This window comes from Candidatus Accumulibacter sp. ACC012 (assembly GCF_907163155.1).
Lineage (GTDB): Bacteria > Pseudomonadota > Gammaproteobacteria > Burkholderiales > Rhodocyclaceae > Accumulibacter > Accumulibacter delftensis.
In genome coordinates this window covers 132,318-153,687 of sequence record NZ_CAJQUC010000009.1, presented here as the reverse complement: position 1 = coordinate 153,687, position 21,370 = coordinate 132,318, and the positions used below count along the sequence as shown (strand labels likewise).

The window sequence follows — 21,370 nt, the reverse complement described above, 5'->3', positions numbered from 1 at the left end:
CAGTATGCTTACGACCTATTTCACGCGCCCGGCAACGCGCGCGGGGTATTATGCGGGACCTGTCGGTCCCTATCTAGACCCTTTCACTGACTGGTTGGTGAAACGGGGTTATTGCAAAGACGCCATCCGGCATCTTCTCCTTGGGGCGGTCGGCTTCGCCAACTGGATGCAGGTGGCCGGTGGTGACCTGACTTCCTTGCACGAAGGTGTTTGGAATACCTTCTGCGATCATTTGGCCAAGCAGGGTCGGCTGCATGGCACGAAGGGACAGCATTCGATCTACTGGCGCGGCGCGAAACAGTTCACGGAGTTTCTTCGCGCCCAGCAAGGCATCGTCGCTACCAAGGCGGCGCTAGCTCCGCCGGAACTGGTGGCCGCATTCGAGCACTGGATGCAAATTCACCGTGGCGTCAAACCCTCGACGCTGATCACCTATCGCCAGCACGTCATGGACCTGCTCTCTTCGCTGGACCCGCAACCAGAGCAGTTCAATGCCACCAAGCTCCACGGCTTCATTCTGACTTACGCCAAGCGCAACGGCCGCGCTGTTGCACAAACCCGTGTAAAAGCCGCTCGCATGTTTCTTCGGTTTTTGATCGCCACTGAACGTTGTCAGCCGGGCCTCGACGCCGCCATTCCGACCATTGCCGAATGGCGCTTGGCGAGCTTGCCCCGCTATTTGCCGCCGGCCGACGTAGAGCGTGTTCTGGAGGCATGCAATGGCGCAAGGCCTATCGATATCCGCGACAAAGCCATCCTTCTGCTGTTGGCACGACTCGGCCTGCGCGCCAGCGACGTCGCCTCGTTGAAGTTCGACGATATCGATTGGTTGCACGGCACGTTTACCGTCATCGGCAAGAGTCGGCATGAGGCCAAACTGCCTTTGCCTCAGGACGTCGGTGACGCCATCTTGAACTATTTGCGGCAAGCGCGTCCCTCGGTAAACGACGTCTACGTTTTTATCACCGCTGTCGCTCCATGGGAGCCGATCACCCGAAACGTGGTCAAGCATGTCGCTACGCGTGCCATCCGGCGTGCCGGTGTCGAGGCGCTGTCGTTCGGTTCCCATATTTTCCGCCATTCGGCGGCAACCGGGTTGCTCCGCCAAGGCGCTTCGCTCCAGGTCATTGGCGAAGTATTGCGCCACCGCAGCATCGACACCACCGCCTTGTACGCCAAAGTCGACATCGGACTATTGCAGCAAGTCATCAGGCCGTGGCCGGGAGCGACATCATGCTAAAGGACGCGCTTGATACCTATTTGGCTGTTCGCCACGCGGCCGGTTTCGCTCTCGTCGATGACGAACACCGCCTCCGAGGCTTTGTCCGCTTCGCCAGTGCGCAAGGAGACACCGTCATAGTCGCCGCGACGGCCATCGCCTGGGCAGGGCAAGGGCGGTCGGAATCGCAACGCAGCAACCGTTTGAAGATGGTCATCCGCTTTGCGCGGTTTGCTCATGCTACCGATGGTCGCCACGAGATCCCGCCGCAGGGCGTGTATTGTGCGCGGCGGCAGCGGCCAACCCCCTATCTGTATACCGAGAACGAAATCCAGGCGCTGATGGCGCAAGCGCTGCACCTTGGTCCGCCAGGGACGCTACGGGCGCAGACCTACAGCACCTTGATTGGCCTGCTGGCCGCGACCGGGCTGCGTATTTCCGAAGCCATCAGCCTCCATTTCCAGGACATTTCCGCTGACGGCTTGGTGATCCGCAACACGAAGTTTAAAAAAAGTCGGCTGGTGCCGTTGCACTCGACGACCCAGGCGGCACTGGAGCGATATCTGGTCGAACGCCGCCGAGTTGCCACCAATGATGACCATATGTTCCTCTCGACACAGCTCGGTCCATTGAGTCTCGACGCAGTGTATCCGACATTCCACAAACTCCTGTCAGCCTGCGGTCTTCCCCGCCAAGCAGGGCAGCCGAGGCCCCGGCTGATCGATTTTCGTCACACCTTTGCGTCGAATGCGCTGATAGCTTGCCCGCATGCTCGCGACCACATTGGGAGCCACATGCTGGCACTGATGACCTACCTTGGTCACGCAGTCCCAAGCAGCACGTACTGGTATTTGGAAAGCTCGCCACGATTGATGGAGGATATCGTCAACGTATGCGAGCGCTTGTTCGAGGAGCAAACGCCATGACACCGATCGCCCCCCATATCACCGCCTTTTTGCGCGAACGCCTTCCCCTGCAACGTGGCGCGAGCGAGCACACCTGCGACAGCTATGCCTACGCCTTCCAGTTGCTGTTCGAGTTTGCCGGCAAGCGACTGCGGCTTACGCCATCGGCGCTAAGTCTTGAGCAGATCGACGCCAAATTGGTGATGGACTTCCTGCAACACCTTGAAACCGAGCGCCACAATGGCCCGCGCACGCGTAACGCCCGCTTGGTGGCGATCAAGTCCTTCATGCGCTTTATCGAGCATCGCGTGCCGGCGCTGCTGGAACAAAGCCGGCGCATTTTGGCGATCCCGGCGAAGCGCACCGATTCCCACTTGATCAGTTATTTGTCGATGGATGAGATGCAGACCGTTCTCAATGCGCCGGATCTCCAGCGCCACGACGGCATCCGCGACCGCGCTATGCTCCACCTATGCTTCTCCGCCGGGTTGCGCGTTTCGGAACTGGTCAACCTGCCGATAAATGCGATCGAGTGGCAACCATCGCCCAATGTGCGGATCATGGGCAAGGGCCGTCGGGAACGTTTGCTCCCACTCTGGAAGCAGACTTGCGTGGATTTGCGCGCGTGGTTGGCGGTGCGCGGTCCGGCGCCGGCGACGGAGTTGTTCGTTAATGCGCGCGGCCAGCCGCTAACTCGATCCGGCTTCGAGTACATTCTCAACAAATACGTTCAGACGGCCGCCGAACGATATCCCGTGCTTAAGCAACGGCACATCTCGCCGCACAGCCTGAGGCACAGCGCCGCGATGATGGTGTTGCAGGCAACGGGGGATATCCGCAAAGTCTCGCTCTGGCTCGGCCATGCAGACATCCAGACGACCGAAATTTACTTGCGGGCGGACCCAACAGAAAAGCTGGATGCAATGAGCGCCGTTGTGCCGCTCTCACTAAAAAAAGGACGGTTCCGGGCGCCAGACAAACTGATCGCCTCGCTGCGGGGCGCTTGAATATGCTGAGCGATGGGAGCCGACATGGCCGTCAGCACAAGGCTCCCACGCCTGCAATTCTGCATATTCCTGGACTCTGCATATCGCCGAATATGCGGTGCACTACATATTCTGGGGTTCCGGCTTACAATCCCAGTAACGTGCTCTGCGTTTAAGCATTAATCGCCCAAGGCGACCGCGCTAAGAGTTTTCACAACCCGAGGCACTAAACGCCCACTTTTTCCGGGAAACATTTGAACAATCTTCCGGTCCTGATTTGGCCCGTAGCTGACATGGATAGGCTTACCCTCACCATAAAAATACAATCGATCAAAGCACGTATTGTCGACGATCCATTGTGCCACCTCGAGCATATTCTCATCGTCCACTATGAAATCGGCGGCAGCCCCCAAGCGACTGCAGACGGGTTCTCCTAGGCGGTTTTTCTCATGCGCGGCATGCTGGTCGAGCTTTGGGTCAATGCGGCCCGGAATCTGTCTGGCGAGTTGTGGAGAGCAGAATCCGTAGGTCAGGCGGATCATGCCGAAATAGTCGATCACAGGATCCAGGACATGCTCGGCCAGGTCCACGAGGGCGTTGTAGCTCTCGGGCTGCAGCGGCAGGTTGGTGAGTGCCGTGCAGGCCTGGGTTTCCCCGCACTCGATGAGTTGCCGAAAGATCAGGAATCGACCGCAGGGATCGTCAAGCTCCGGGATCGTGCTCGAACGGACAAGATCGAACCCCTCGATTCTCCAACGATGTTGGGACAACTTAGCAAGAAAAGCCTCAGGTGCTGGCCCGTAGCTTGACCAATCAAAAAGTCCCAACTCATCGACCGCCTGCTCGAAAGCGAGCTGTTCTGGGTAATTTGGAAACTCCTCGTTGAGATAGCGCGACTTGTGGTAGAGGAACGGTGGCTCGTATTCTTCGCCATAAGCGAAGTAGTCAATGTGCTGCTCCCGGAGTTTGATCTTGACCCGCTCGACCATGCGAGGTAGAGGCTGACCGTCGAAGTTGTCAAAGCGCATCAGGCTGACTTTGCCGGATCGGGTATGGATCTTGACCAGATCGGCGTTGCGGTAGTCGCCGTAGAGCACTGCTGCACATCCGACATAAACTCGTAGAAGCGCTGGAAGCTGCTCGACAACACCGACATGGAGTTGCAGCGACTGCCCCGTTTCCAGGCAACCCAATCCATGCTCCGCTGCATCACGGCACGCCTGATCAATGGCCTCGATGTCTGCGATCTGGAACAATAAGGCTATTCCCCTGGCCTTGGCGGCAGCATAATCGCCGAAGAAGTGCTTGACGTCCAGTTGCAACCCACGTTCCAGGTGGCCATAAGGTTTGCGCTGCTCGAACTGATTCAGCGCGAAATAGACTTCCAGATCGGCGACGCGTGAGGAGGCGGCACGCTCGATCTCAGCTAGGTTGTGGCGTTCCTCCAGGAAGCGGAGGGCCTTGGGCAAAGAACCAAAGCCCTCTGTGAGCACGACCAGATCATCCACCTCAGGCTTGTCAGGCTTGCGCCCGAGCGCAAGCCATAAATCCCATAAGCGATCCAGTGGTTCCCGGTAGGCTTTGTAGCGCTCGGCCGCACGATCCGGACGTATTTTCTGCTTCTGTTCGCGCAAGCGCGGGGATGGCTCACGCAGTCGATTGAATTTGCTGCGGTAGCGGTCGACCAGGAAACGCTGCTCGGCATCCTTGTCACGAAAGACGTAGAGGACCCCAGGAGCCACCGGGATGGCCTCCTCGTCGAGGACTTGCTCCAGAAACCCCTTGATTTCAGATTGACTGAAGTATTTCTGGAAAGTCCCTCGTTGCGTCATCACTCCGTCGCGAAAGCGCTCACCCCGCGGATCATTCTGGTTAACCAGCATCACCGACACCACGAGCAAGCGCTCCGCCAGCGACCAGGCGCGGGTGAGCGCATCCAGGCGTTCGTCGAAGTCTTCGATGACGTTGATGACAAAACCTAGATTGACAATGTCCGCCGCGTCGATCGGGTTGTCCGGTGCATAAAACGGATCCCAACCGCTGGCGTTCAGACCATTCTCGCGCAGCCCTCGCACATCGTCACCGCGACCACAACCGTAATCGAAAAGCCGGTAGCGGCCATCGAGAAATCCACAGCGCGCCAGGGACTGCACCGGCGCCGAAAATCCGTAGCGGACCAGGGCAGTGAGCTGTCGTGATGCCTGCCAACCGATGTGGCGCAGCGCCTGCTCGTCGACTGCGGCAAGTTCTGATTCCTCGTTGCCCAGTGGCACCAAGGCGTGCCCCTCGATGCGATAACCCTTGTCCCGCACCAGCGCCAGCCACTGGCGCCGGTAACCGATGCGTTTGGGCTCGTCGAAAAGCCCAATCGACTCGGCCATGGTTGTCAGTTCCGCGTAGGCCTCGCGCATAGGGTTGTTCGGTGGCAGCAGCAGTTCCTTGCGATGCAGGATCGGCGGATTGAACGACTCAGCATAGGTCCGGTAACTCACCGTAGAGTGGTCGAGATCGACTAGCCAACTCTCGCTCAGCGATGGGAAGGGATCCTCAGCAAACTCGGGGTAATTGAGCAGTGAGATGCAGGGTCCAGCTTCATCGATACGAACCAAATTGAAATGCACCTGCCGCTTGACCCCGGCCAGCCCCTCTGCCTCAGCCACTCGCGTCGCGACGTCGGTGTCGAGGCAGGTGAGGGAATCGACGTGCAGGTAGGTCCGCCCGCCGACGACCTTGGTAGGAAGCAAACCCATCGACACCCTCCCCTTGCTCAGCCCGTGTTTCCCCCTATTGCCCCAGTAAGGCAGATAGGCGTACAAGAAGTTGACGCTGCTGTGCTTCCAACAGGCGCTCAATCCTCGCGAATAGATCGTCCAAGCTCAACCGATCCAAGTGCGCCGTGAGACCCGCGACGACCAGCGCGACCTGTGACTGTTCTTCTGGTCGAAGCTCGCAAGGGGGTGTTCGGATCCGTTCCAACAATCGCTCGGTAGTTTGGGCATCCAAGCGCTCGACATCTGGGATATCGAGGTAGATCTGTTGCCAAGCAGCAATCTTGGCTCGGCGTTCGAACTCGTCCAAATCAGCCCTGCGGCGCTGAACTGCCGCCAGCAACTCACCCACCTCAGCGGCATGCTGTGCCGCAAGATAGGCTGGTGCCGCACTCAATTCTCTCTCAAGGGCTGTGCATCGGGTTCGATCGAGGGAAGCTACCTGGGATGCCAGCGCCAATCTAGGGCTGACCCATTCCGCGGACCGTCGCCGAGCCGCTTCCATACGCTCATCCGCAAGGGATTGGTAGATCGCTGCCATATCCCACGCAGGCTCCATCTCCTTGCCCTCCAGAAAGGCCTTCATCCCGACCAGTTGAAGTTCACAATGGTGCGTCAGCAAATCCTCAAGGCGGTCTACCGACACATCGCCAATGTCCCATGACCCGGTATCGGACAAAATGCGTTCGAGTTGGGCTGCAATGGCACTGACTTCGCTCTCATCCCGGGTTCCCACGAAGATATTCCTGAGCCGATTGACCTTCGTTAAAGTCTCCTGAAGTTCGTCGTGGGTTTCCAGGCGCAACTCATAGACGGTAGCAAGGGCGTCCGCCTGCCGCTGACATGCCGCTTTCAGTCTGATCTGACGCTGCTGAATTGCGTTGATATGTGCGGCGATCTCCTCCGGCGCTAGCGTGCCCGCTGCCCCCTGTAGTCCCAAAACAAGACTGTCGCCGAGTGCTATTTCATCGCGCAGACTCCGAACCGACGTCGAGTCCGTCGGTTCAGGCTGACGAGGATAGTCGTTGCATTGGGCCAAGGTTAGAGCGAAACGCTGCCGCGCTTCGACAGTATGGATGCAGCGCTGGGCCTGCTGGTCCAGCGCTTGTGCCTGCGCGGCGAAGCCCAACCCCAACAGCCATTTCGCCTGGTTCTGGGTGCTGCGTCGGAAGTCCGCGACCTGGGCGGCACTTTGGCAACCTTGGCGAGGAATCCAAGCGGCGATATGCTCGGTGATCACTTCCTTCGCAAAGCTCAACAGGCTGTTGCATTCATTCACATATGTCTCCGGCCAATGGGGACTATTTTGCATGTGATTCCGTTGATCCAGCACCTGACCGCCTAACCTGAGCGCGTGCTCGACACTCGCCGTTACCGTAGCCAGCTCAATTCCCCGCTCCCATTCCTTTATTCTGTTGTTCATGGCCAAGACTATCTCGGTCATCTCATTTGAAGCGTCGCGAAGATAGTTGTAGTTGCCCTCGAGAGTCTCCGGCAGAGGATCGATCTGGCGCATCTGCGCAGCCTCACGAGCTAGTTTGACCTTCGTGACGTAGTTCTGCTCCGCATCCCAACGCTGTAGCAGGTTTCGCCAGCGGTTCTCGCTGTCGGCCGCAAGAAAACGTACACGGCTTCTTGCCAGAACAGCCTCGTCGAGATGATGTTTCCCTGGTCTACTTGGGAATGCGGACCTGAGCCAATCAGCGGAGGCGACGAGCTCACCGTCCTGCTCGATGCGCCTGGGCGGATTGTCCAAGCCCAGAAGCAACCCCAAGAGCAGGCCGGCTGAGGATGAGTTGAGGCCATAAGGTGGTGCGATCAGTTCGCCGTAAGACGCCAACAACGTGCGCTGCGGATTATCTTGATGGGCTTGCTCCAACCACTTGAAAGGAATCTTGACGCGAGTTTCCAATGGCGGAATAAGCTCTCCTGTCCGCCGCAATGCCTGCCAGCTCTCGATCAAGACTGCATCCACTCTGTTTTGCAGCCTCCTTGGTAGCGACTGTACCCAAGGGCCGGTGACCTGCCGAGCGATCAGAGCACGTGCCAACTGGGTGGCGTCGGCCGCACCACCGCCCGCTGCACTAGTGAAGCCATCGAATGGAAACGGCAGGGCTTGCGGGTAAACTTTGGCGAAGATCTCCCGGCCGATAACGCCCAAACGCCCCGCTGGGATCATGTCAAACCCGGCAATCCAGTAGCGCCGCTCGCTGACCGCCTCCTGAACGTCATCCTTCAGCGCCCTGCGGCTACGCTCACGCTCGTCAGGGATAAACCGACGGAAGCGCTCCTGATCACCAGCGGATAGCTTTTCGTTGAACAGATGCAGGCGAACGATGTGCTCTGCGAGCCCTCCTCTCCGATCCACGAGTGCGATGACCCAGATCGGTGCCTGCGGTTGGCCAGTCTGCACAAGTCCTTCGCACATGCATTTCCGCACATGCTCGCCAACGGCTAACGCGTCGTCATCCGAGTGGAGATAGAGGTAGATCAGCTTGCCTTTGGCATCCTTTGGCAAGATCGCTCTCTGCCACTCCTGAAAGGCAGCCTGGATCGCGTTCTCGACGGTATTGGCATGGGCGAGCCGCGCTTCGAAAAACCAATCCGGGGTAGAGATTTCGCGGCTTTGAGCGAAGTCCGACGTGATGTCGACCAGCTCTAAATCCGCCGCGCCGCAACGGACGAACAGGTCACGAACCCCAGCGGCATTGAAACCGACCTGTTGCGCGCGCACTAACTGCTGGAACTGTCCCCGGGTAGCGCCGTCGCTCAACAGTTCGTATTGGCCGAGATCGCCATTCCATTCAACCGCGCCAAGCTCCGAGAGCGTGCCCAGGAGGGCCGGCAAGGCTGTAGGCTCCAAGGCGGTAGCCTCGCACAATAGGGAATTGGCCATTGGCTGCTGTTGTTTGCCAATGCGCGTCTTCTCAAGCACGGCAACGCCGGCCAGCACCAATTGCTGCCGGCTATCTAGATGCCCGCTAAACTTTTCAAGCAGCGCCTGCAACGTCTCGGCAGTGACCCCCCCGGTCTCGCGCTCGGCAGATACGAGTTCCGGCAGCATGCTTCCCACGACGAGATCGGCCGCGCTAACTTGACGAAGTCGTCCATCGACTACTGCGCTCTCGCCGGAGATACGCTCGATCATCTCCTTGATGAAAGTCAGCGCCGATCGGGACTGCACTAGGTCGCGTTGCCGGGTCAGGAACCACACGGCAAACGGATGCAGCGGCCAACAGCCCTGACCGATGACCCGAGCAAACCGTTCCCGTTCATTCCAGACGGGAAAGCGCGAGAAACCAGGTAGACACTCGGCCAAATGCTGCCGCGTCACTTCGTTCTTGCGCTCGGCGTGGGTCTGCTCCCAAAGCTCGGCTAGGGCCACCTCATCTTTGCCGATCATGTGAGCAAAGATGGTTTCCAGGTTGGTCGACAGATACCATTTATCCGCCGTATCGAAACGCGTCACATAGCGCTGCAATTGACGAAGATCGCCACCGCTGAAACGCTTCAAATACGCCTTCAGCTCATACTGAATGAAACCGACGAAGCGAACCTTGGTGCTGTTATCCTGCACGCCTTGGAAGATCTGTTGCAGCGCGGCGTCCCCGGCAAGTTGCGGCTTCTCCGCCGCGTACTCCAGGTAACGCCCTAGCTCGTCAAACAGGATCACCACGTGCGAGAACGGTCCATCGGGGCCGCAGTAGGCGTTGCACAGGGTATCGATCAACTCCTGGGCCGACTCTTGACCCTCTACCGGAATCGGATGGCCATTCGCCTCGATGTACAGCTCGTCGACCGCCGAATACACTTCTTCTTCGTTCTGTTGAAGACGCTCCTGGATCTGCTCGGCGTTGAGGTCGGGCAGACCTACGGCAAAGCGATCGGATCGAACTGCGAAGTTCCGCTCGACGAATTGGCCGGCAGTTTGAAAACGTGGGGACAGGCAACGAATGGCCTCAGCGTCGACACCGTGGTAAGCCAACTGCTTGAACACGGCTCGACTCAGGGCGTTGCCCAGATGAAATCCCGCCATGCCGTCCAACGGCAGCACCAGAGCGGGCTTTTGCATCTCCGCGACCTGCCGAGTCACCGTCGCCCCGATCTCCGCATCCGACATAGCGATCTGCTTGACAATCGCATGCGCCGTTGCCTCGCCTGGTGCCGAAAGTAGGGTAGCGCAGGTCAAGGCGAGGTGAGATTTGCCGGCACCATAACCAGCCACCACTAGCCAGTAAGGGTTGACCTCGCGACCTTCGGCCCCGGCGTGCATCGACGCGAGTAGATCACGCATGAAGCTCGCAGTGTCTTTGAGTCGATACGCACCCTCAACGCCTTCGCGCTCAGCATCCACCGCACCGTGGTAGCGCGGGCCGTGAAAGACAAAGGCGCTAGCTGCCTGCCGCGCTTGCTCAAGCCGCCGCTGTAGCCACCCTAACTGGACCGCGCCGTCGAAAAATCGCTCGTCGTGAAAATGGATAACTTGCCCAATGTCCATCAGGTTCCCTACGTGTTAAAGCGCAGCTCAAATCAGCTCGTCGTAAATACCCGACAGAACCAGCTCGGAGTCCCGCAGCCGAAGGGCCAGGGTGCCCCCAGTTTGCCGATCGAGCTGAATCAAGCCCCGATCCGCCATCCAGTCAAGCCAACGTGTTGCCGCCCCACGCTCCCAGCCCAGAATGGCTAGGCAACGCGTCTGAGTGAAGAACTCATCCATGGCAAGCTGATATTGATCACCGTAAAGTTCATCCCAGACCAGGAAGAAGTACGCAGCATAAGCAGGAAAATGACTGCGCTCGTCTGGAGCAGCGCGTCTCAGATAGACGCTTTGGCTGCCGGAGGGCTCCACCGAAAAGGCATTCAGCGGTCCAAAACAGGTCGCTTCCACGTAGCTCCGCAGGACCAATCCCGAAAGCGACTTCAGATAGCCCTTTACGCCATGACGCTCGGTCAGATAGGCCAGATAGGCAGGCTGATCGAAATTCTTGCCGAGACGCAGGCCACCCTCTGCGAAGAGGGCAAACCAGGGGTCGGCGACGCCGGTAGCCGGATCAGTTAGTCCTCGGCGCCGGCATAGCAGCAGGTGCAGCAACCACAATGTTACCGGCTGACTCAGATACGGATCCTCTGAGAAGACGACGCGGCCAAGCGGTGTCAAGGACAAGCGCCAACGACCCACATTCTTGCTCGCTGCAACCAGCCCCATTCCTCGCGCATAGTGGATCATCGGCTCCACTTTGCCGGTACTCTGCCCGGTGGGGATGCCGGTCTCAGCCCCGATCTGCACTTTATCGCCGCCGTTGTTCGCCGCAGCAAAGGGGAGCAAGCGGGCTAGTAAGCGCCGGTCGGGCAGGAAGGCCTGCGGGAAGTTGAGCGGCAAAGATGTCAGGCCGGCGTCGAATTCGGCCATCTGTCAGCCCCCAAAGTAACGTTTTTCCAAAGGCGTGACGGAGACCAGCACCGCCTCCTCTTTGAACGTCCCACCAGACTTCAATACTCGCCCGAGCGACCAACATTGGCCCTTCTCCAAGTTGGCCAAGCGCTGCCCCCACTCTGCTTTCGAAAGCCCTGCCGATGACTGCGCGAGTAGCTGCGCGAAGCGGTCGATCTCCGTCGTCGCCGGCTTGAAGATCAGTTTGTGCCCGGCCAGGAACAGGCGGTCTCGCTGCTCCTGAGTGAGCTGGCTCATGGTTTGTGTCGCCAACATCAACGCCAGCCCGAACTTGCGCCCCTCGCGGAGCATCTTGTCGATGGGCGAATCACTGCTGTGATCGAGGTTCTGGATCTCGTCCAGGACTACGGGGATCGGGCGATCCTTGCTGCCGGTATTCTGGACGTAGTCCCACAGGTCCCACAGCGCAAACTCGGTGACCATCTTCTGAATCTCGCGAGCCAGCCCTTTCAACTGCAAGACATGCACCCAATTAGCCGGCGAGCTCAGCATTCCCTCCCAAGCCGATTCCTCACCCGGCCGGAAGGGCTCCGACTTGATCAATGGTTCGAGCTTATTGGCCAGGGATTCACCGTTCTGGCTGTCGGCGCGCAGTCGCGGCAGAATGCCGTCCAAAACAAAGTCAGGCTCCTCTTCAATGCCTGCCTGCAGCACACGAATCAAGGCCGCGGATTGTTGATCGCCCATTGCGAATACCGATGCAAAAATACTCTCGATTCGAGTGGCGACTTGATAGGGGCTCTCGTTGATCGCTGGAATGGACGGGTCGATGATCTGACGCTGCCTACGGAACGGATTCAGCGGCAGCCGCTCGGTCACGATAAAGTGGTTCTTGGGTGCCGCCACGGTCGAGAAGCGAGGCTCCACCTGTTGGGGCAGGAATCCGTCCGTGTAGTCGACAATCAGAGAGCGCAGGTGCTGCTGGGCCATCTCCGCCAGCAGGCACTGAATGCCGTAGGTTTTCCCGGATCCGGAAGTGCCGAAGATGAGCATGTGGCGGTTATCCAACTGCGGATGACCAAAGTGCCAGTACGCTGGCTCGCCGTTGCTCCGCGTACCGATCAGTATCCGGTCCGGGAGCGGGAATGCATCCACGATAACCGCCAGAGGTGCGGCGAGTGCCGCTGCCACGTGCGGAATACTCACCGGCACAGCTTGGCCGCCGGATGTACTTGAGAGCGTTGCTGTCGCTTCGGGTGGGAGTGAAGAATCAGTTTTCTGCAGAACCTGTTGAGTCGTTGGAGTGTTTGGCGTATCGGGTAGTCCTTCTGGTGGAACGGGCTCCACCGACACCTGATGCTGGTGTTCCGTCGCGGTCGGGCCAGAGGTGCCCGTCGGCCCCGGTCGCAGATAAATCGCCGGTCCATCGGCTTTGATCAACGGCAGAGGGCGTGCCTCGGCGAACAGTGCGGCCAGCCCCTGATATCCCAGCGCCAGGTGTCGAATGGCAAATCCTTCAGGAACCTCGAACGGTGGATCGATCGTCCCTGCGTGCAGAGGTAGCGGCGTAATCACGGGCAGTGATCCCGCCTCGTTGGTCCAGAAAGTGAAGATGACAGCCTGCCAGCGGATCTCGAACTGGCCCTCAGCCAAGCTTTCCAAGGCTTTATCGAGCGCCTTTAACTCTTGCTCTGGGAGATTGACGACTGACCTTGACGTGATCGCCCGATGCAGTTGTGCCCACCAATAGCGCCGATCGAATCCCAGACGCCGCAGATCGCCGTGCTTGGGGGCGAGCAAGCCAGTCAAATGGCGCAATCCCTCCTGCACCTGCTCTTTGGCCTTGGCGAGATGGACCGGATTTTGCTGGGCCAGCTTGCACTCAAGCACCACAGCACGCACTAGTGGAATGTCGTCTGGGCGTACCTCCAGCGTCAGCTGCAAGAGGTCCGGCCTGAGAGTAACGTCGTCGCCAGAAAACCAATGGGAAAGCGAATCCACCGGCAACAATTGCGACATCTGACCGGGAGGGGACGCCAACGCGCGCCGGATGGCGGCGAATCCAACGACCTCGCGGATACGCTCGTCGGCGCCGACCACCGCTCGTAGAGATGCCAGACCAATGACTTCCTCTGCCTCGCCGACTACCCGCGCTGCCATCGCCTCGAATCCACCCGGCTGAGCCAAGGGCAGCAACCCGCTCAGTTTTCCTGCCACCTGATCGGTCAGTTGTTTCAGCGTGTCCTGCTCGGTGGAAATGGTCAGATTAAGCTCGCCGTAGGCGCCGAGTCCGGAGGTAAAGCCGACGATCTTGCGCTGTTGCTGACTGTCTCCGCTGCACAACAGACGCTTGTCCACGAAGGAATCGACGCACGCCACCCATTGCGCGCTCCTGTGCAAGGTCTCGACGACGCGCGCCCAGGGCTCGTAGTCGACCTGACCAATGATCAAATGATCGTGGCCCCTACTGCCGTCGTAGTTCAGTTTCGCCGACAGATCGGCGTGACGAGCCTGGGTGCGCAGCCGACGGTTGCTGAGCAGACTCTGGCGACGATAGCCGTCCCCATGCTGGATCGGGCGCGGATACTCCGCGATGGGAAACTGCACGCCGCCCCAGCCTTCAAAGTTGAACTCGAAGGGCAATGCCGCAATCGCACGACCAACCAAGTCACCGCGCAAAAAGTGAAACAGAAAAGCGATGTCGTAGCTCCGCTTTTCCTGCTTCAGCAGTTCGATGACCTGGTCTTTAGGCGCGTAGCGATGGCCAACCGACAGGATGACTTGTCGGCCCTTCTCCCGCTGGAATTCCACCACATGGTTGCGCCACTGGGTCAAGCGTTTCTCCATAGCCATTGGTGACGATGAAGTCGAATAGACCATCACCGTGCAATGGAACGCTGGCCAGTCGGCGGAAGTCCGCTTGAGGTAGCCTTCGAGGAAGTGATCGACCCCGGCCAGGATGGTGCGCAGATCGCGCACATTGACGGCCAGGATGCGCAGTCCATCTTCGGCGAAAGGATAAAGCTGCTGGTAGTCGCCCAGCACACGAGACACCAGATCCTGCTCTTCGCACGAGCGCACGATATCGCTCACGTCCTCGTCGTCGTCGCCTTCCTCGTCGCGCAACAGCGCCTGCACCGCCAGGCTCTTGTCAGCAGACGGCTCGGATCCCAGGTAGTGCAGCAGGCCGAAAGACTTTATCGAGGCGGACAGATGCCCATTCGGCGCGACGACCAGGGCTGCCAGCGGGCGATGGATCTGAGCCAGATCCAAAAGCCGCTCGAAGGCCCGCTTGCCCTGCCTGCCCAGCGCCAACTCGCCCACCGCCTCTGGAAATCCGTCGGCCAGAAAGCGGACCCGCGCCTGGGTTAGTTCCAGCACTGCCGGACTCAGGCCCCAGGCGATGGCCGCCGGCAGATAGGGATCGTTCGCATCGGTCCGCTCGTCTACCAGCAGAAACGCCTTGTAGAGCCGGCGCAGCAACTCGCTGCCGCCGAGCAAATTGCTATCAAGCACCTTCGCGGCCAAGTCATCGAAGGCAGCCAGCAATGCAGGCAAACGTTCTGCGCGGGCGCTGTAGTAGCCTGCTGTAACGATCGCATCAAGCCAGGCGCGATAGCGCGCGATCAGACCCGTATTCAGATTGGTGGTTGAGCTCCAGAGACTGGCATCCATCTGCGCGCTGGACAAACCCTCCAGCAGATCGATCACTTCGAGATCGGTCATCGCCTGGATGACCAATCGGTTAGCCTCGTTCTCGTCGGCGGCGAAATACAGCGCCGTCATGTGCACCGACGGGATGCGGAAGGCCGGCAGCAGTCGTGCCGGGTTTGGGGACTGTGCCCAGCGCGCGCGAACGATTGCGGCGGACTCGAAGAGTACGCGCTCCGGCTGGGTAGGACCGAGCACCCACCGGAAGACCGCCTCCAAGGGTTGGTCGTTACCGATACCGGCAATACTGACCTTGAACTGCACGCTCGGACGCGCCCGGCTGACGCCAACCGTCAGAGTATCCAGTGCCAGATCCAGGATGACGGGTACCTGACGAGTCCATTGGGTGCGCGGGAGAGTCGCCTGGTCCTCGTCCAGCGGCAACCGGCAATCGACTTCCTCGAAGACCTTATCCAGCCCTCCGAGGCAGCCTCGCAAGAGTTCTCGCGCCAGATCTGCTGCGCCAATGCCTTCGTCCGCATCTGCGGCGAGATCGTGATCGAAGCGTATCAGATCCACATGGATCCAGGCCAGTTGCTCGGCCATGCTCTGTTGGCCGCACTTCCTGGAAAATTCCTCAAGGGCGCGCCAGATGCCCTCGAGCAGGGCCTCGAAACTCATACCGGTAAACGCCAGGATCTTCTTCGGGCCGTCACCGTTTGCCGCCAGTTCCCTTTTCAGGCTACGCAGCAACTGCATTAAGTCCGTACGCAACAACCGCGCACGAGCGTCAGCATTGGCTTCATGGATGAAGGCGTGCAGGGTTTCACGATAGGCACCCAAATCCTTGTAGATCGCCTCACCCCCCAAGGTTGCGGGAATTTCTACACCTGCTTCCCCTAACATTCTTTCGATCTTCAGCCAGTCCCTTTTTTGCCCCGCGGGAGTCTTGTAGCGCTGATGCGAGATGAATGCATCGGCCTCCTTCAGGGCTGCGGCCCCCTTTCTACCACGCAGTTCAGCGCCCAGACCGTCGACGAACAGCGGCGGGATTCCCCAAGCCGGAAGTTGCTTAAAGAAGCGCTCGGTGAAATCACCAAAGCTGTAGTACTCGCCATCGACGATGACCTGTTGCTCCAGAAATTCGGCCAACTTGCCCAGACGCAACGGCCGCACTTGGAACAACTGCTGAAGTACTGCGTCGAATTCCTCCAGCTCGGAGTCGCCAGCGTTCAGATCGAGGCGCACGTTAATGCGTCGCAGCCAAGGCACGAAACTCTGCCCCATTTCCTGCCAGATCCGCGACTCGTCGACCCTGTGGAAATCTGCCAGTCCGCCCTGGTCTGTCGCGTGGTTCAACCCCACCAGCACCACCACCAGGCCATCCACGCCCTCGTCGCCCTCGTCGCCGGAGGTGCGGTTACGGTACCAGGTCAGGCGATCCTCTTCATCGATCCACAGCCGTTCGCCATCCGGCCCCAAGGCGCCCAGTGCGGCCATCTTTTGGTGCAGTTGTGCCTCCGCCGCGGGGCTAGAGCACCAGTCACGCCATAAACTGGTGGCGACCCGGAAATGGCAGGTGATGCTCTGTTGCTGGAGCCAGATCAACCGATGGGCGTCCAGGGCATGGAACAATGCAAAGACGCCCTCTGGAGCCAGGCTCTCGACGACAAACCTGGCTTCGTGTGATCCGTCCGCTGCCTTCAGCGTACGATCCCATTCGCCGATCAGATAAGCTGCCAGTGATTCGATATAAAGGTTCATGCCCGGTGCTCCTTGCTCACTGGACTAGGGACGATGGCCACCCCGAAGACCGTCCTGGTGGTTATTTGATTCATGGGCCTAGTCCGGAGCCAACTGTGGTTTCCTAGTCGTATCAGACGATATTTCTGCGTGAGACGCGCAAGACTCTTCCGGAAGCAGCTTGGCTTTGAGTTGCCGCATTGGTCGCTGAGCTTCCTGACGCCGACTTAGGCCACCTGTCTAGGCAAAGGAAGTTGAAATCTTCCCGCGACGACACCGGCAACGGTCAAGTCCTCATCAGGCTCTTCCCATCTCAGCGCATGTCCATTCACTTCAACCTGAACCTTCTTGAGCTGATCTTCAGACGCTTGACCAAGAATGCGGAAACGATCTGCCGGAAAACCGTAGATCCGTCCGTCCGTCAGTTCAAGGTAGACGAACCGCTTTTCGGCCCAAGCTCTAATTGCCACGATTTCGGTTTCAGTGACTATGGCATTCATGATATTTTTCGATCAATATTTGTTCGTTTTCAAAAACCAGTCGCTCGATTTCCAGCAAATCACGGGGAAGCAAACCGCGATTGCGGGCCAAAGCTACCGGCGCCAGTCAAAACTTGCATTCGCAATCAGCGCCACGTACATGAATGTGTGGAGGCTCGTTACCCTCATCCGAGTAAAAATGCAAGAAAAAACAGCCGCTTATTAAAATTGTTGGCGTAGTTTTGCTAGCTCTTATTGAGCTTACTTCTCTTTCTCCGCCTCGCCGCCATCTGGATTATGAACGATGGATACCGCATCGGACAGTTCCACCAGGAAACCGCCCTGCTTCAGAGCCTCCTCTATCCAGGCCGTGTCAGCGGAAACCGCATAGTCACGCGCGCCAAACTCACCGCCGCTCCAGCACAGAGCGCTGGCCAGTTGTCGATCACCCAAGGCGATGCCATAGTGAGCGAAGACTCGCGCATAAAAATCCGAGAGACGAACCCGCTCACCAGGTGCCACCAAGGCCGAGACCAGAAAACGTAATAGCGATGGGGGAAGCACAAATCGCTGCCCACCGCCAGTACGTGGGATGACCAAGCCGATAGCTTTCGCGAACTTCCTGAAATGTTGAAAGCAGTTGTTATCGCCATTGCGCAGGTCTTTGCTAGACGCTATAGATCCGTTGTGACCCAAACGCGGTGATCGCAATGCTCGATAAAGCATTCCATCGATACGCTCAAAAGAGTTCTGGGCAATTTTTCGCATTGGGGTTCCACTTGCCGCTTCTGAATTTGCGATTACCCATACGTAATTGCCCACGAAACCTTCCGTATCGATTTCATTTTCATCAATTCTGCGAGCCTGAAAGCAAAGACTGCGCAGCACATGCATGACAAACAGCGCTTGTAGTACTTCCAATTTTTCTAGAGGCCCAAGCGTAGATCTGCAAATGTTATCCATTTCTGCCGCAAACAAAAAAGCTTCAGGAAGCGTAGCCGAGGGCACCCAACCAAGCTTTGTAGATTTCTTTGGGTTTTCAAGTTTATAGGTATCTAGTGCTGACTCTATGAAGGTGACCAAACCTCCAATTGGCCCAATTGCTTCAGTGAGAATCGCCTGAAGACCACTCTCAACGCGAGCGCGAAGCTCTTGCAATTGAAGGGGCAACAAGTGATGGTAGGCGTTCAGAGTTAGCACATTCTCTAAAACCGGCCATTCATCGCGGGAAAAAAGGTTGGCTAGTTGTAGGAAAATCAACTCACCACCCCTGCCGAAGAAGTTGTGAGTGCTATTGTCGAAGTAGTGGGTTGAACTGTCCCAGTCGGTCACGGAATTCTTCGTGGCCGCCGAGTGGTTCCAAGTTACCTCCCGCGCAAGAAGGGATGCAGATGCTGGCAGGAAACTGTGCGTCACCCAAGTCCTCGTCTTCGCCACTCCCACAAAGCCGAAAAATAGGCTCTGAAGCAACCGAACTGCCTGTTCCTTTTCTTCATTTGAACCAGTGATGCGCGCTTTAATATCCTCCAAGGAGTTTACATATTCCTCCTGATGAACTTGGTGTCGAGTATCGAGTTTCGATGATGGGAAGAAGGAAAACAGCTTAAGCGCGATTCGATCCTCTGGCCAGTAGATAGATGGGCCGGTTCCGGGCTGGAGTCGCAGGCTAAAAGAATTTTCCTTATTTTGTCCTTTTGGCGATGCGAAGACTAACAAGAACTCGGCCAAGTACTCAACTGGCGTCTCGTCTTTATACAATCGTCGACCGTAAAGACGAATTGCTGGATTTGCCAAGTCAGCTGGAATGCCTTTGTCGCCGTTTTCTGGGAAGCGGTCCGCTAATATATCTTGTGCTACGCCACCCTGACTATAAGTAGCCATCAATTTTGCTCCAAGATGCGCTGATCCCGATCCAAAAAGAAACGATGGAGATGAACCCCACCATCTATTCCAGAACGCAATAACGCAATCTCGTCGTCGCTGTGTCGTGTCTCGGCTGTCACCCGAAGCAGCTTAGCGCGAAAGCAGTCCAGTTGAGCCTGATGGATCGGTGACAGAGCATTGCCTAGCTCACCGGCATCGCGGCGGCGGATGTAATCTAACAGCGGTAGGGATAGGGGTAGTTCGGCCCTGCCCTTGTCGAAACCTAATAAAAGGAGGCCCCGTACACGATCGAAGCGCAAACCGAAATCCTCAAACCTCAGGGTCTCGATGACCAGTTGTGTCGGCTGGACCACCGCCCGATCGGGGCGGCGTAACGTCAAGTAGAGGGTGTCATGCTGCAACTGGAATTGGCCCGAACTGAAGCCCGAGAAGACCTCCAGCAGGACTCGCAAGCAAGCCGTTCGCAAACGCTTGTTCTCTCCACGGGACAGGGTCAGATTGCCGGCTGTTTGCCAATGATCAAGCTCGCGCAGACTCGGGGATTGCAGGAAAGCATCGAGAAAAATCGCTGCTGACTTCTCCTTGCCGGGCACTACGGTTCCGAAGAGATAGACCATGCGCCGCAAGGCAAAGCGCCAGCGCACCCCGGAGGAATCTGCCGCTCCTTGTCGCCAACGATTAGCGAGAGACTCCAGCGAGGGGGGTAAGTCGGCCCAGCCCTGCCCGGCATCGGCTGGCAGTCTACGCTCAAAATCCACCGCCACTGGGCCGCCGAAAGTTGCCCGCCGCACCAACGCCACTGCGTGCAGCCCTTCGGCTTGAGACCACGGCTTGCCGCCGCGATAGCCGAAGAAGCTTTCGCTGAACAGGATCTGCTCCAGCCCCTTGCTGCCCCTGTCCACCCCTTCCGCGGTGGATTCTGCCACCACCTGAAAGGCCTCATCGCAACTCATGCCCGCGGTAAGACCAATGGCCAACTGAGCAACGATCTGACGCAAGGTCAGTCGTTGCTCGTAAGCGCCAAGACGTTGGTAGATCCAGCGCACTCGTTCTCCCGCCACTGTGCCGGCGTCCCTTAAAGCCTTGCGGTTCAGCATCAGTGGGCAGGCTGGTTCGGCACTGCAACCCGCACATTGCCCCCAACCGGAATGGTTCACCAAGCGCGACAGGATTCCTTCAACCAGTTCCAGGTTATTCCATCGTGTGAGGTTCAAGATCACCAGTTTTTTCTTGAAACCATCCAGAGTGTGCGTGTCTAGGCAGGTACCGTCGAGTGGCCGATCCAGGCGATTAAGGATGGCATTCTCAATGCCTTGGTCGATTCCTGCGAATTTGGCATAGTCTTTCAGGCTACTGAGCAGGGGGCCAGTATTACTGATGATTAGCCAGCTTCCGGGTTTGTTGAATGCTTCGTGCAACCATTGTTGGCGGCGTTCGGCACTAAGCTCGCTCATGTCCTTGACAATACTGACTAGTGCGGCATCAATGTCTTCGCGCTCCTTCATCGGCTGCCCCAACGGAGCAGTTGGGTGAAGGCCACGAAGCTTCCTAAGGACGTCCAACGCCACCGTTGACTTGCCATCCCCCGCGTGACCGGTGAGGACCACAATGCGTGGCACCCCGTCTGTCAGCGCCTCCGCGAGCTTGTCGATCAGGGGAAACGGGGCGTATAACTCGCCGAAATACGGACTTGTCGCCTGCGACTCTGCTAAGGCGTTGGCGCCACTCGACCCTAGGTTGTGCAGTGAGTTGAGATAGGAAATAAAGCCATTAATGGGATCCATGCCTCGACTTTTAACCATTTTCGCCTCAGCAAAATCAACACTCACTGAATTATATTGAGAATGTGCGCAAGAATGATCTTCTTGGCTTATCTTGCAGTGAGTCTCGGGCAGCAAAAGACCGAATTTTGATGTTATTAAACTGTGCTTATCCGGAGGAATGTATTTTTTTAGAAGGCCGACTGAGGCAGCTATTAACAACTCATGATCTGTAGACAGCGTCTCGTAAATTGCTTGAGGAAAACCCCCACGAACCGACCTATTTAACAACTCCGATCTGAGCAAATCCCCTGAGCTATTTCTGTCCAATTGCGCGTCAGCGGAAATCTCCCAGACGCCATCCGATGGTAGTCTGCCGAATGGAAACACCGCATTAAGACTGCCGAATTCTGGCGAAAGTAATGCCAACGACTCTTCATAAATATGAAATGGGGCCAGACGTTCTTTTCCTTGCTGGCACCGAGTCAGAGCAACCAATAGCAGCAGAGGTTTGTTCGGCCGATATGAACCTTCGTGTGTTTTTACCCGCACACTCAACAAGGTGTCAAGGATGTCTTCCATG

At 57.8% G+C, this 21,370-nt stretch carries 11 protein-coding genes; 3 read left to right on the top strand and 8 right to left on the bottom strand.

Going from position 1 to position 21,370, the window contains the following annotated elements; genetic code table 11:
* Positions 1 to 4 precede the first annotated feature (4 nt).
* Genes QZ648_RS11500 through QZ648_RS11490 form a run of 3 tightly spaced genes read left to right on the top strand, consistent with a single transcriptional unit; the run spans position 5 to position 3,131 of the window.
* Complete coding sequence (locus QZ648_RS11500) at positions 5 to 1,240, top strand: tyrosine-type recombinase/integrase (RefSeq protein WP_291995983.1); 1,236 nt, start codon at positions 5 to 7, stop codon at positions 1,238 to 1,240.
* A complete protein-coding gene (locus QZ648_RS11495; RefSeq protein ID WP_291997107.1) occupies positions 1,234 to 2,145 on the top strand; it encodes a tyrosine-type recombinase/integrase in 912 nt (303 codons plus the stop codon). Before QZ648_RS11500 ends, QZ648_RS11495 begins: the two co-directional genes overlap by 7 nt.
* The gene (locus QZ648_RS11490; protein WP_169068653.1) at positions 2,142 to 3,131 is read left to right on the top strand and encodes a tyrosine-type recombinase/integrase; all 990 of its coding nucleotides are present in this window, start codon (positions 2,142 to 2,144) and stop codon (positions 3,129 to 3,131) included. The genes QZ648_RS11495 and QZ648_RS11490 overlap by 4 nt, the downstream gene beginning before the upstream one ends.
* 158 nt (positions 3,132 to 3,289) lie before the next feature.
* Here QZ648_RS11490 and QZ648_RS11485 read toward each other — a convergent pair whose 3' ends face one another.
* From QZ648_RS11485 to QZ648_RS11450, 8 genes are all read right to left on the bottom strand, one after another.
* Positions 3,290 to 5,860 carry a DNA phosphorothioation-associated putative methyltransferase gene (locus tag QZ648_RS11485; RefSeq protein ID WP_291997106.1) on the bottom strand — a complete coding sequence of 857 codons (2,571 nt, stop codon included), beginning with the start codon at positions 5,858 to 5,860 and terminating at the stop codon, positions 3,290 to 3,292.
* Positions 5,861 to 5,894: 34 nt separating this feature from the next.
* The gene (locus QZ648_RS11480; RefSeq protein ID WP_291997105.1) at positions 5,895 to 10,376 is read right to left on the bottom strand and encodes a hypothetical protein; all 4,482 of its coding nucleotides are present in this window, start codon (positions 10,374 to 10,376) and stop codon (positions 5,895 to 5,897) included.
* Positions 10,377 to 10,403: 27 nt separating this feature from the next.
* Positions 10,404 to 11,288: a hypothetical protein gene (locus tag QZ648_RS11475; RefSeq protein WP_291997104.1), complete on the bottom strand. Its 885-nt coding sequence runs from the start codon at positions 11,286 to 11,288 to the stop codon at positions 10,404 to 10,406.
* 3 nt (positions 11,289 to 11,291) lie between these two features.
* Complete coding sequence (locus QZ648_RS11470) at positions 11,292 to 16,685, bottom strand: type IV secretion system DNA-binding domain-containing protein (RefSeq protein ID WP_291997103.1); 5,394 nt, start codon at positions 16,683 to 16,685, stop codon at positions 11,292 to 11,294.
* Positions 16,686 to 16,891: 206 nt separating this feature from the next.
* Positions 16,892 to 17,164 (bottom strand): DUF2442 domain-containing protein, encoded by a 273-nt coding sequence (locus QZ648_RS11465; RefSeq protein ID WP_291997102.1) that lies wholly within the window; start codon positions 17,162 to 17,164, stop codon positions 16,892 to 16,894.
* A gap of 106 nt (positions 17,165 to 17,270) precedes the next feature.
* Positions 17,271 to 17,348: a DUF4160 domain-containing protein gene (locus QZ648_RS24955; RefSeq protein ID WP_366144129.1), complete on the bottom strand. Its 78-nt coding sequence runs from the start codon at positions 17,346 to 17,348 to the stop codon at positions 17,271 to 17,273.
* Between the two features lie 56 nt (positions 17,349 to 17,404).
* On the bottom strand, positions 17,405 to 19,024 hold the full coding sequence (locus QZ648_RS11455; protein WP_291997101.1) for a hypothetical protein: 1,620 nt from the start codon (positions 19,022 to 19,024) through the stop codon (positions 17,405 to 17,407).
* Positions 19,024 to 21,369 carry a hypothetical protein gene (locus QZ648_RS11450; RefSeq protein ID WP_291997100.1) on the bottom strand — a complete coding sequence of 782 codons (2,346 nt, stop codon included), beginning with the start codon at positions 21,367 to 21,369 and terminating at the stop codon, positions 19,024 to 19,026. Before QZ648_RS11450 ends, QZ648_RS11455 begins: the two co-directional genes overlap by 1 nt.
* Position 21,370 lies beyond the last annotated feature (1 nt).